This is a genomic window from Lacticaseibacillus thailandensis DSM 22698 = JCM 13996 (genome assembly GCF_001312865.1).
GTDB lineage: Bacteria > Bacillota > Bacilli > Lactobacillales > Lactobacillaceae > Lacticaseibacillus > Lacticaseibacillus thailandensis.
The window spans coordinates 46,503-59,750 of the sequence record NZ_BBER01000008.1; the positions used below are offsets into that span (position 1 = coordinate 46,503).

The following is a 13,248-nucleotide window of genomic DNA, read 5'->3' on the forward strand; positions in this document are numbered from 1 at the left end:
GGATGACGGTTTACGATGCGACCGAGTACCTGCGCGACTTTGACGGCGGCCTGGACCGTTTCGTTCAGGTCTATGGCAACGGCGATATGACCGCCACCGCCATGGCCGACGTGGCAGCCAAACAGGAGTTGCCTGTAGCTGCGGACGTGACTACCGCTACTAGTAGCAGTGGCGAACGCGGCGTAGCGAGCTTCCCGGTGGCGCGGGTGCGTGACGGGCAGCCGACCGCGTACTTCATCGTGGAGGATGCTGATACTGCCGGGGCGGCGAACGTTGACGTGACGTCCCTACCGGGGATGTTGGTGGTGCCGAACATGTACAGCACCAGCACCGCAGCTTTGCACATCTACCCGAAGAACGTGGCGTACCAGCGTGACCCGTACTTCTTCAAAATTGGGCGGCAAGCTAATGGCACTGAGAGCCGGTTAACGGGCGCGGCGTTCGTGGTACGGCGGCAGCAAGCCGGTAGCTGGCAATACCTGGCCGCCGAGCAGGACAACCTACAGGAACTGCAGTGGGTAACCAGCACGCAACCGCAAACGGACGCCAAGTTACGTCGGTTCACGTCTGGCGACCACGGTCTGTTAACTACGGGCGAAATTATGTTTCCGGCGGGGGACTACCAGTGGGTCGAAGTGACGGCTCCTGACGGTTACCAGCTGCTGGAACAGCCCGTGGCGATGACGGTACCGACGAGCACGTACCACGCGGATGGAACCTATAATCCGGTCGTGATCAACGGGCAGGCGGTGACCGAGACGAGTAGTGGTAGTTTGACGGCTGCCATTATCCAGCGCGGCCGCCCGTACGTGTACAACAACGCCAAGACCACCACGGTGCCAGAAACCGGCGGGACCACGCCGGGGCTTGGGAGTCCGACCAGTACTACGGGTCCGGCCCGGACGGGTACCACCGCGACGGGCAAAGCGACGCGGGGATGGCTACCGCAGTTGGGCCAATACTGGTCCGTTCTGGCTGTGATTATTGGTCTGGGCATGATTGGTTTAGCGATAATTTGGCGCCGGCGGCTACGTCGGGCCACAGTGGAGGTTCAGACAAAGAATGCGCACAAGCATCAATGATGACTGGTAATGAGGGGGTGCAGCACGCACGCTGGCGTCCCCAACAAGATGAGGAGGAAACGCCATGAAACGCGCAAAAATAGGTTATTGGGGGAGCCTGCTAGGCACGCTGATCCTGTTGATTGGGGTTCTTGCGAGCCTAGCCACGCTCCGGCCGGTGGGGGCCGCAACCGCCACCACGGATGATGTTAGCATCACGATTCACAAGTCTAAACTGACGGAAAACACCACGATTGAGAACAGTGGGTTGGAACAAACAATGCCCGGTGAGCCCCTGGAAGGCGCTGGGTTTACGATCTACAACATCAGTGAACAGTTCTATCAGGAATATGATGGGAAGAACGGCCAGACGTTGGCGGAAAAATTTACTAACAATCTCGCCGCACTGGGTGACTACGAAGATGGTGCAATTGGTGCTGAAAAGTTCACCGATACCGAGGGTGGAATCAATTGGCAACACCTACCAGCTAAAACGCAGCTGACGAGTGGGGCCTCCATGAACTCGGTGTTTATCATCGTTGAAACGACGGTACCAGGGACGGTCACGTCCGGGTCACTGCCAATGGTGGTAGCCCTGCCAGTTGCGGATCCAAACAACGAGGGTCAAAGCTTGCGGGACATCCACCTGTACCCAAAGAACTATGGGGTCGACAAGGTGCTCCTGGATGACGAAGGGGCACCGGCGACGGAGACTCAGCGTCATGAAGTTGGGGACCGGTTCGACTACCAGGCCAGGTTCACGATTCCAAGTAACATTACGGACATGAAGATGTTTAACATCTGGGACGCATTTCAGGGTACTGGTGCACAGTATGACGCTATCAAGAGCATCACGGTCAACGGCACGAGTGATGATTACCTGGCTGGATTCTTAGCCCAGGGTACTTTCGTTTTCAATGACTCGCGGACTAAGTGGCAGTATGACTTTAACCTGACGGACGCGGACAGCAAAGCCTTCTTTGCTAGCCTGGCCGGCAAGACGGTGACGATTACGTACTCTGCGTTCATCACGGACGACGCGACGCCAGATACGAAAATCGGTAACAAATTCTACGTTACCTACCAAACGGCCAACGACCAGAAACACGATCTCGATGATGATTCGACTGAAGTGGCAACTGGTGGGCACAAGTTCGTTAAGGTTTCCACGGTTGGCAACGACAAGACGTTGAAAGGCGCTAAATTCGTGGTTCAACGTGGTAGCCAATACGCGGTAGTTGGTAAAGATGAAATTAACTGGACGGATGATATCAATGCTGCCACGACGTACACGTCTGGCGAAGACGGTCTGGTAGTAGTGCGGGGCTTGGCGGATGGCCAGTACCAGCTAGTAGAAACCCAGGCACCGGACGGCTACGTCATCAAGGACAAGAGCACGCGTTTCACGATTAAGGATGGTAGCTTTGATGACACGGCGAAGATCTATGTTCAAAACGATCCCGAAAACTTTGGCTTCCTGCCAATGACTGGTGGGATGGGCTGGTTGGCCTTCCTACTGGCGGGTATTGGCTTGATGGGTGCGGCCCTGCTGCTGATGCGGCGGCGCCACGCACAAGCATAGCGGTAGCAGCATGATCAACGGTAACCCACAGTATCGTGGGTTACATACATATAATGGAAGGGAGTGGCGGCACATGCGGCAAATATGGGCACGAATCATCCTGGTGGCGGGGCTTTGTGTGTGCGCGTACCCCTTTGTGAGTCAGCTGGTGAATGACGTGGTGGTTTACCACCAGACGCAACGCGCAGCGGACAAAGATGCGGCCAAGTACGCCGCCCGGTTGCAGCGTCAGGACGCAGCGACTCCAGAAGACAGCTTTGATGCCAAGAACCTGAGCAAAGACGTGCGGGCACACCTTCTGGCAGTATTACCATCGCGCGGATCGGCGTGCGGCTACCGCTGTTCGACAACGTTGGTGCGCAAGCGTTGCACGTAGGCGCGGGTGTGGTGCCAGGAACCGACGCACCCACGGGCGGTCGCGGTACACACACGGCGATATCGGCACACAGCGGGGTGCCATCCAAGCGTCTATTTACAAATCTTCACCGGCTGCGTAAAGGGGACACCTTCGTCATGACCGTAGCGGGTAAACATTACGCCTACCAGGTATTCCGTATTCAGACGGTGTTGCCCACCGCCGTGCGGGAGTTGGCACCGGAACGAGGGGAGGACTTGGCTACGCTGATTACGTGCACACCGTACATGGTCAACTCCCACCGGCTGCTGGTGACCGGCCGGCGGGTACCGTATACGGCCCAAGTAGCGCGAGCGACCAAGGACGACGCTGAGTCGCGGTATCACCGCAGCGTTGCGCTCCTCGTGGGCATTGTCGCAGCCATTTTGTCCGTTGGCGCCACCTTGATCTGGCGGTGGCGGCGGAAATCAGTTAGTGGTGTTAGCTAGGTTAGTTGTCAACTTCGTCCTGGCTGTTAATTTCGTGGAGGCCGCGTCACCTGCGAGGCGCCACTACGCCAGAACCAATGACACACAACAAGTCGGAGGTGGTGGAATTTGCCATGTCTGTTAGAATAAGAGATAAAAACGAATTAAGGGGACCCGGACATGGAACCACATTTGATCATTACGGATATTGACGGCACGTTGGCGGTGGACCACCAGCACGTATCACCCGACACCGTCACAGCACTTAACTTAGCCATGGATGCGGGTCACCCGTTCTTTGTGGCGACGGGGCGGATGTACGCGCTCGCCAAGATCATCGCCGAGCAGGTCAGCGACCGTGCCGGCGTGATTGGCGCTAACGGGGCGGTCTATGACTTTTCCGGTCAGCGGGTGCACCACCTGCTGGGCAAAGAAGCCCTGACACAGACTAACAACGTGACTTCGCGTCATGGTTTGTCCGCCTTTTACTTCAGCGATGATACGGTGTACTACACCCAGACGCCGCCGACTTTTGTTGAAGCCGCACTGCGCGTGTTCCAGCCGGATGGGTTGACTGTCGGCGTTAAACAGGTCGGCACCCTAGAAAACCTGTTGAAGCGTGCTGACAGGATCACTAACGGGATCGTCATCAGTCCGCGCGACGCCGAGGGGTTACGGCGCACACAGGAAGAATTGGCCGCTATGGACTTGATGCACGTTTCGGCATCGAACCACGACAACATGGAACTGATTCCCCGTGGCATTGATAAGTCCACGGCGGTGCGGGAATTGCAGGCCAAAACGGGGATCCCGGCGTCCCGGACTATCGTCTTTGGTGACGGCATGAACGATATTGGCATGATGCAGGAAGCGGGTGTCAGCGTGGCTATGGGCAACGCGGTACCGGCCGTGAAGAAAATCGCTGCGTACACGACGGACGATAATGAGCATGACGGTATTGCCAAATTTTTGGCGGATTACCTCAAAACTGAGTAAATGAGAATAATTACGCAAAGGGGCTCATGTGAACGCATGGGCCCTTTCATTTTGTTCCGGATTGGTGTTCCTCTGTGACCGTTTACAAGTCCGTGATTAGTGGGTTTACTCTCGGCACTTTCTAATCGGTTGGCCACTGCAAAACGTTGTGTCAGTAGGGGCCGACCGTATCAAAAATAAGTTTAAGAATTGTGGCAGGTGGCCAATTCGTGAGCAAATACTATTTACTTTAATGGCATTTTAATGTATTGTTTTACTATTAGATTTAGCGTAGTGACATTTTTGTGACTACCAAACAAATACATACCGTCATTATTGTTGAGTGGCATTATGTTTGTTTAAGTAAGCGAGGGAGTACGCACATGGCAAAATATCTTGCAAAACGAATCTTTTTTTCTGATTTTAACGCTGTTCATTGTTGCGTCCATTACCTTCTTCCTGATGAAGATGTTACCAGGGACGCCATACAACAACCCGAAAGTTACCGGTGCGCAATTAGCCGCGCTGAACAAAGCCAACGGGTTGGACAAACCAGTCTGGTACCAGTACATCAAGTACCTGGTGGGCTTGCTCCATGGGGACATGGGTACGAGCTACCAGTTCGCTGGGCAAAGCGTTAGTCACCTGATCATTTCCCGCGTGGGCCCGTCCTTCCAGATCGGTGCCCAGGCAATGATCGTGGGGACTGCTGGGGATCCTGCTGGGGGCCATCGCGGCTATCCGCAAGAACTCCTGGGTCGACTCCACGGCGATGATTTTCGCCATCCTGGGTCGGTCCATCCCTAACTTCGTCTTTGCCTGCCTGCTGCAGTTCTGGTTGGCCTACAAGTACCAGATCTTCCCAATCGCGCTGTGGGATGGCTTCAGTTCTTCCATTCTGCCAACGATTGCCCTGGCCATGGCGCCACTGGCACAGACGGCTCGGTTCATGCGGACCGAAATGGTGGACGTGCTGAACTCCGATTACATCGAACTGGCCCGGTCCAAAGGGGACTCCCGTTGGCAGGTCGTTGCCAAGCACGCCCTGCGGAACTCGATGATTCCTATCATTACTATCATTGGACCAATGGCCGTCGACTTGATGGTTGGGTCACTGGTTGTTGAGAACATCTTTGCTATTCCTGGTATTGGTGAACAATTTGTCCGTTCCATTCTGACCAATGACTACCCAACCATCATGGGTCTGACCATGCTGTACAGTGTCATGCTGGTCGTCATCATCCTGGTCGTCGACATTCTCTACGGGTTCATTGACCCACGTATTCGTTTATCCGGGGAGGCAAACTAATGGCTGACTACAAAATCACCGCCGACAGTTTCAAGCCGGCGCACATTGCCAAAGAGCAGCAGGAAAAGCTCGGCACCGACAACATGACTTTCATGCAGGATGCCCTGCGTCGCCTGCGGCACAACAAGATGGCGATGATTTCGTTATGGATCATCATTGCGTTTATCGTCATTTCCGTCCTGAGCATTTGGATTTCACCATCCAACCCTAATACTCAACACTTGAAGTGGAATAACTTACCACCCAAGATTGCTAATTGGAGTATTCCAGGATTCCGTGGTTACGGGGTCTCTGCGGGTGAAAAGGTCAACGTTTACGCCCAGAACAACGTGCCCAAGAACGTCTGGTTCGTCTTAGGGACTGACAGCCTGGGTCGTGACATCTTTAGCCGGATCCTTGTTGGTACCCGTGTTTCCCTATTCATTGCCTTTATGGCCACGTTGTTTGACCTGACCATCGGTGTGGTTTACGGGTTGATTTCTGGTTGGAAGGGCGGCATGGTTGATACCGTTCTCCAACGTATCATTGAAATCATCAGTTCGATTCCTAACCTGGTTGTGGCCATTCTGATGTTGCTGGTCTTCAAACCTGGGTTGACCTCCATCATTATCGCCATCGGGTTTACTGGATGGGTCACCATGGCCCGACTGGTGCGTGCGCAAACCTTGCAGATCAAGGACCAGGAGTATGTCCTGGCCGCACGCACTTTAGGTGAATCATCGGTCAAGATTGCGATGAAGCACCTGATTCCTAACCTGAGTTCAACGATTATTATTCAAACGATGTTCACGATCCCAACCGCCATCTTCTTCGAGGCCTTCCTGAGTTACATCGGGATCGGGATTCCATCACCAACGGCTTCCCTAGGGACGTTGCTCTCCGATGGGCAGAAGAACTTCCGGTTCCTGCCGTACCAGATGGTTTATCCAGCGATTGTGATTTCGGTATTGATGATTAGTTTCAACCTGTTAGCCGATGGGCTGCGGGATGCATTTGACCCACGCACTACACGCTAGGAGGTGAGCCTGTTGAGTAAAATTCTTGAAGTCAAAGATCTACAAATTGATTTCCATACCTACGCCGGCACGGTTCACGCTATTCGTAACGTTTCGTTTAGTTTGGAAAAAGGTGAGACGCTCGCCATTGTTGGTGAATCCGGTTCTGGGAAGTCCGTTACTTTGCGGACACTGATGGGGTTGTTGGCGAACAACGCCGTCGTTAAGAGCGGAGAAGTTATCTTCAACGGCGAAGATGTACTGAAGAAGTCGGAAAAGGAACTGGACGCCATGCGCGGTAACGATATCGCCATGATCTTCCAGGACCCCATGACGTCACTAGACCCAACAATGAACATTGGTAAGCAAGTCGCTGAGCCACTGTTGTTACACAACAAGATCAGTAAGAAGGACGCGATGAAGGAAGCGGCCCGGGTGCTCGACCTGGTCGGGATTCCGAACGCTAATAACCGGCTAAAGGATTACCCACACCAGTTCTCTGGTGGGCAACGTCAGCGGATTGTTATCGCGATTGCGATCATCAACAACCCGCAGATTCTGATTGCCGATGAACCAACGACTGCCCTGGACGTAACCATCCAGGCCCAGATTATTGACCTATTGAAGGAACTGCAGACGAAGATCGATACCAGTATCATTTTCATCACGCATGACTTAGGGGTTGTGGCTGGGATTGCTGACCGTGTGGCCGTTATGTACGCGGGGAAGATCATCGAGTACGGGACCGTGGACGAAATCTTCTACAATCCAAAGCACCCCTACACTTGGGGCCTACTTGAATCCATGCCCACGCTGGAAACCAAGAGTGACCGTCTGTACGCGATTCCTGGTACGCCGCCCAGCTTGATCGACCCACCAAAGGGTGATGCGTTCGCCGCCCGGAACCACTTTGCTTTGCAAATCGATACCGAGCAGGAACCACCATTCTTCCAGGTATCCCCAACGCACGCCGCGGCAACGTGGTTGTTGCATCCGGACGCCCCAAAGGTGGAATTACCACCAGAAATTAAGCGTCGCCAAGCAATTTGGCGGCAGATGCATCCAGAAAAGGCGGGTGACTAACCGATGGCAGAAGAACGTGAAAAGCTGGTCCAGGTGCGTCACCTGGTTCAAACCTTTAATCCCGGCAAGAAGTCCGAGGTACGTGCCATTCAGGACGTTTCCTTTGACATTTACCGTGGCGAGACGCTGGGCCTGGTTGGTGAATCTGGTTCTGGTAAGACGACCACGGGTCGGGCCATTATCCGGTTGTACAAACCAACGAGCGGGGAAATCCTGTTTGATGGCAACGACATTGCCGGCTTGCACAACGGTTCCAAGCAGATGAAGGAATTTCGGCGGGAAATGCAGATGATTTTCCAGGATCCTTACGCTTCGCTGAACCCCCGGATGAAGGTCAAGGACATCATTGCTGAGGGGATCGATATTCACCACTTAGCCAAAGATGATGCTGACCGTGATGCGCAGGTGGCTAACCTGTTGCAACTGGTTGGGTTGAACCCTGACCACGCAACGCGTTACCCCCACGAATTTTCTGGTGGGCAACGGCAACGGATCGGGATTGCCCGGGCGTTGGCTGTGCAGCCACAGTTCATCATTGCCGACGAACCAATCTCCGCGTTGGACGTGTCCATTCAGGCCCAGGTTGTCAACTTGCTGAAGAATATTCAGGAGCAGCGGAATCTGACCTACTTGTTCATTGCCCATGACCTGTCCATGGTTAAGTACATTTCCGACCGGATTGCCGTTATGCATTACGGCCGGATCGTGGAATTATCCACGGCCGACGAAGTGTATAACCACCCGTTGCACCCGTACACGCAGAGTTTACTATCTGCGATTCCCATTCCGGATCCGGAAAAGCAAAAAAATGCGTGAGCGGATCTACTATGACGCTAGTGCCGAAAACGACGGGGCTGAGCGGAGCATGGTAGAAATCACACCAGGCCACTTTGTTTTTGCGTCCGAGGATGAAATCCAAGGATACAAGGACCAGGCGGCAAAGTACGCCGAGGCCGAGCAAAAGTAACACGTTAAATAACAGCCGCAAAAATCCTCTCCCCCTGGAAAAGGGGTGGGGGATTTTTTTTGTTGCCACGAGCGTGCAAAAATGCATAAAATTAATAATTAAATAGTTCACGTTATCAACGCTGATAGCATCGCAAACGATTGACATCGCGGGCTAAATATCATTTAATAAGTTGGACGCGGTGTATTCATTATTCAATTATTAACAATATATATTGGGGTTGCGTTAAGTGCCTGTGTGTTGCGTTTGGGGGAAGTATTATGACTTTACGTGGTGAAACTAAGGTTCATTACAAGATGTTCAAATCCGGTAAGAAATGGGTCATAGCGGGTATCGCCGTTGCGGCGATGGTACCAATCATGATGGCACCTACCGTTTTGGCACCATTGGCACCAGTTCGGGCTGCGGATAATAGCAGTGTGGACAAGAGTGCAACGGGTTTGCTCAACCATTACTTTCCGGGTAGCAGTTGGGCCAGTGATGAAATTAAGACGGCTGTCGACGAAGGGGCCTTTATTGACGCCACGCCTAGCGGGTATGGTACCGTCAGCATTGGGTCACCCGATTACGTGAAGACCATCGCGGCAGCCGGGCTGCGGCTGACCATCAATGGCAACACGTGGACGATCAGCCCGCGCGATAGTAGTAAAAATGTTGAGCTGAGCAGTGTGCTCAGTTCCTTTGGCGTACCCAGCGCCAGTGTTCTCGCTGCGCCAACTTCAGCAGCAAACATGCAGACCATCCTCACGTATTTGAACGGCACTACTTTGAACAGTATGAACGGTGGCAAGGGCCTCACGTCCGGCTTCCCGTACAGCCTGCTGAGTGGTGGCGAGATGGATATGACCGACAACGTACCGTTCACTGGGGCCACGACTGACGGTTACAGCGCCATTACGGCTGGTAACGTCACGCTGACGAACAACAACTCCACACCGACAGGTAACGTGCTGATCACTGATGGGGGTAGCCTCACCGGGACGGGCACACTACCAAACGCCATTGCTAACAGCATTAGTAAGTACCAGTTCAGTACGGATTCTCTGGTTACGACTGAGCGTGCCATCAAGACGGCTGCTCTAGCAATCGGTAAGCAGCTGGTTGCCAATAACAGTACGCCCGTGGCCGCAGTGGCGGGTAACAGCGAGATCGACTTGGATTTCAGTAAGGCCAAAGCCGAGAACGGCACCTACGTATTTACGGTTGATGCTACCAAGTTGGGTAACTTGCATAACGACTTTGTGTTCAAGAACGCCAGTGATTACGACGGCAGTAGCAAAGTGGTGATCAACGTCACTGGTGGTAGCGGTGCCACGATGACCGTTCCCGGAATTAAGAGTGATTCGACGAAGTTACAGCGCGTTTACCTGACCAGTACGGATGGTACCACGCTCGACCTGACTAACGAGCAATTTGGTATTAAGACCACGCTGCTCGCGCCCACCTCCAACGTCAAGCTCTCAGGTAGTGCTACCATCAGCGGCTTTGTCGGCGCCATTAACGGCGACGGGAGTGGTGATGGCTACGTGGCGACAACGACGCCATCGAATCCGACTAACCCGACGACACCAACGACTAGCACGTACACCGTGCAGTTTGTTGATAAGAATAACGGTAACAAAGTGGTGGGCACCACGACGGTTGATGGGACTGCGGGTGACAGCAAGACCGTCACCGTTCCTAACGGTTGGGTTCTGGCCAGCGGCGCATCTAACACCGTGAAGTTGACCGATGACCCGTCCACACCAATTCAGGTGCCGGTCGTGCAGGTCAAGACCGCGACGGTAACCCAGACAATTACGAGTACGGCGGTTAAATCTGTTACTGACAACACGCCAGTGACGGACAACGACACTGACGACCAAGGCAATACCATTACGTACGCGGGCAAAGTCAGCGACTTACCTCAGCCGCAAACACGTACTACAACGGTGAAGTACACCGTTGAGGGTACGGGTGATAACGCCATTGTGAACGTGCTGAGTGGTGCGGCTGACGGGGTCGTCTTTGATCCCATTGCCGCGCAGGATGTTTCTGGTTGGATTGAAGACCAAACGAGCGTGGCTAACACCTACCTGGATGAAAGCACCTTAATTAGTAAATTAAAGACTCTCGATAGTGAGGATGGGAACGTGGCGGTTGCCGCGCAGTTGATCTACTACCCATCTTCTACTAGCGTGCACAAAACGATGACGTTTACGGACCACGTCTCGTTCGAGTTTAGTGACGATACCGATGGCGATTGGGATCAGTTGCCAGACGATTTCGACCGGAACGCTACGGTGGGTTATACCGAAACTACTAACTACAACGGCACGGTCACCAAGAGCAACTTTGCCATTGAAGATGGCGGTAGTCTTCCGGACGTGACGGCGGCCCAGATTGCTAGTTGGAACATCGATGGTTACACGAATGATGCCAGCACGGCTTCGTTCCAGACGGATGCGGACGTCATTAGTACACTCGAACAGTCTGGTGGCCAGGTACAAGCCTTTTACACCGTGATCCAGTACAAAGCCGCGGACGTACAGCTACACGTGACATACGTTGACGACGTGACGGGGGACACGGTGACGGTGGCTAACTCCGAAGTTACTGGACTGAACGGCTCTACCGGTGAATACACGGTGGTTGTGCCAGATGGTTACGCGCTGGCCGCGAATCAAGCGGCCACGGTTAGCTATCAGCTCACCGCCGATGACACTGATGATATTACAGTGCACTTGACGCATGTCGTTGATCACACCAGTGCAGCGACCACGCGGACGATTAATTACGTCTATGCTGGTACCGGCGCGAAAGCGGCTGATAGTGTTACGCAGACGCTGAGTTGGAATGTGGCCACGGATGAAGTGACGGGCGCATCCGTTGCGACGCCGGCAGGCGAATACGCCGCGGTCACTTCCCCAGCAGTTGAGGGCTACACGGCTAGTGGCAACGTTGACGCAGCTACGGCGGAGCCGACTACTGACACGCCAGCCAATGCGGCCGACGTCACGGTTACGTACACGGCTAACCCAGCATCACTGACTGTCCACTATGTGGACGACGTCACGGGTGAACAAGTCACCAGTGCAGCATTGACAGGTACGGTGGACGAAACTGGCAGTTACACTGCCGAGGTTCCAGCGCACTACGAGCTGGCCGCAGGCCAAGCTGCAAGCACCAACTACACGTTTACTAATGATGATACCGATGACGTTACGATTCATTTGACGCACGTGATCGATCACACGACGACTACGACTACGCGGACAATTAATTACGTCATCACGGATGGTGACAGTACCAAGGCACCAGCTTCCACGACGCAGACCTTGACTTGGAACGTGGCCACGGATGAAGTGACGGGTGAGTCCGTTGCGACGCCGGCAGGCGAATACGCCGCGGTCACTTCCCCAGCAGTTGAAGGCTACACGGCTAATGGTAACGTTGACACAGCTACGGCGGAGCCGACTACTGACACGCCAGCCAATGCGGCCGACGTCACGGTCACGTATACGGCTAACCCAGCATCACTGACTGTCCACTATGTGGACGATGTCACGGGTGAACAAGTCACCAGTGCAGCATTGACGGGTACGGTTGATGAAACTGGCAGTTACACCGTGGAAGTTCCAGCACACTACGAATTGGCCGCAGGCCAGTCCGCAAGCACCGACTACACGTTTACTAATGATGATACCGATGACGTTACGATTCATTTGACGCACGCGATTGATCACACGACGACTACGACTACGCGGACAATTAATTACGTCATCACGGATGGTGACAGTACCAAGGCACCAGCTTCAACGACGCAGACCTTGACTTGGAACGTGGCCACTGACGAAGTAACAGGTGAGTCCGTTGCGACGCCGGTAGGCGAATACGCCGCGGTCACTTCCCCAGCAGTTGAGGGTTACACCGCTAGTGGCAACGTAGACGCAGCTACGGCGGAAGCCACAACCGCTAGCCCAGCTAATGCGGCCGACGTCACGGTCACGTATACGGCTAACCCAGCATCACTTACTGTCCACTATGTGGACGATGTTACGGGTGAACAAGTCACCAGTGCAACTTTGACGGGTACGGTTGATGAAACTGGCAGTTACACTGCGGAAGTTCCAGCACACTACGAATTGGCCGCAGGCCAGTCCGCAAGCACCGACTACACGTTTACTAATGATGATACCGATGACGTTACGATTCATTTGACGCACGTGATCGATCACACAACGACTATGACTACGCGGACGATTAACTACGTGGTTGCAGGCCAGCCAGAGAAACAGCCAGCTAGCGTTACCCAAACACTCACTTGGAACGTTGCCACTGACGAAGTGACGGGCGAGTCCGTTGCGACGCCGGCAGGCGAATACGCCGCGGTCACTTCCCCAGCAGTTGAGGGTTACACCGCTAGTGGCAACGTTGACACAGCTACGGCGGAGCCGACTACTGACACGCCAGCT

Annotated in this window: 8 protein-coding genes and 2 pseudogenes; all 10 read left to right on the forward strand. The window is 54.0% G+C overall.

From position 1 onward, the window contains the following. The first annotated feature begins 2 nt into the window (after positions 1-2). On the forward strand, positions 3-1,082 hold the full coding sequence (locus JCM13996_RS08855; protein ID WP_054750860.1) for a pilin N-terminal domain-containing protein: 1,080 nt from the start codon (positions 3-5) through the stop codon (positions 1,080-1,082). Positions 1,083-1,146: 64 nt separating this feature from the next. Continuing rightward, positions 1,147-2,643: a SpaH/EbpB family LPXTG-anchored major pilin gene (locus tag JCM13996_RS08860; protein ID WP_054750861.1), complete on the forward strand. Its 1,497-nt coding sequence runs from the start codon at positions 1,147-1,149 to the stop codon at positions 2,641-2,643. Between the two features lie 73 nt (positions 2,644-2,716). After that, entirely contained in the window at positions 2,717-3,019 is a 303-nt protein-coding gene (locus JCM13996_RS08865; protein WP_156321935.1) for a hypothetical protein, read from the forward strand. Further along, entirely contained in the window at positions 2,971-3,486 is a 516-nt protein-coding gene (locus JCM13996_RS10560; RefSeq protein ID WP_162205210.1) for a class C sortase, read from the forward strand. Before JCM13996_RS08865 ends, JCM13996_RS10560 begins: the two co-directional genes overlap by 49 nt. A 159-nt stretch (positions 3,487-3,645) precedes the next feature. Next, the gene (locus JCM13996_RS08875) at positions 3,646-4,461 is read left to right on the forward strand and encodes a Cof-type HAD-IIB family hydrolase (protein ID WP_054750864.1); all 816 of its coding nucleotides are present in this window, start codon (positions 3,646-3,648) and stop codon (positions 4,459-4,461) included. Between the two features lie 362 nt (positions 4,462-4,823). Continuing rightward, positions 4,824-5,749 (forward strand): annotated as a pseudogene (opp3b, locus tag JCM13996_RS08880) (oligopeptide ABC transporter permease). Continuing rightward, a complete protein-coding gene (locus JCM13996_RS08885) occupies positions 5,749-6,765 on the forward strand; it encodes an ABC transporter permease (RefSeq protein ID WP_054750865.1) in 1,017 nt (338 codons plus the stop codon). The pseudogene opp3b and the gene JCM13996_RS08885 overlap by 1 nt, the downstream one beginning before the upstream one ends. Before the next feature lie 12 nt (positions 6,766-6,777). Then, positions 6,778-7,827: an ABC transporter ATP-binding protein gene (locus tag JCM13996_RS08890; protein WP_054750866.1), complete on the forward strand. Its 1,050-nt coding sequence runs from the start codon at positions 6,778-6,780 to the stop codon at positions 7,825-7,827. A gap of 3 nt (positions 7,828-7,830) precedes the next feature. Then, positions 7,831-8,794: pseudogene (locus JCM13996_RS08895) on the forward strand (ABC transporter ATP-binding protein). 260 nt (positions 8,795-9,054) lie between these two features. Next, on the forward strand, positions 9,055-13,248 hold a 4,194-nt coding region (locus JCM13996_RS08900), incomplete at its 3' end, for a mucin-binding protein (protein ID WP_054750867.1).

Bases quoted from the DNA above. Each gene is read 5' to 3' on its own strand.
- JCM13996_RS08875 (WP_054750864.1), top strand. From the start codon at position 3,646: ATGGAACCACATTTGATCATTACGGATATTGACGGCACGTTGGCGGTG.
- JCM13996_RS08855 (WP_054750860.1), top strand. From the start codon at position 3: ATGACGGTTTACGATGCGACCGAGTACCTGCGCGACTTTGACGGCGGC.
- JCM13996_RS08865 (WP_156321935.1), top strand. From the start codon at position 2,717: ATGCGGCAAATATGGGCACGAATCATCCTGGTGGCGGGGCTTTGTGTG.
- JCM13996_RS08860 (WP_054750861.1), top strand. From the start codon at position 1,147: ATGAAACGCGCAAAAATAGGTTATTGGGGGAGCCTGCTAGGCACGCTG.
- JCM13996_RS08885 (WP_054750865.1), top strand. From the start codon at position 5,749: ATGGCTGACTACAAAATCACCGCCGACAGTTTCAAGCCGGCGCACATT.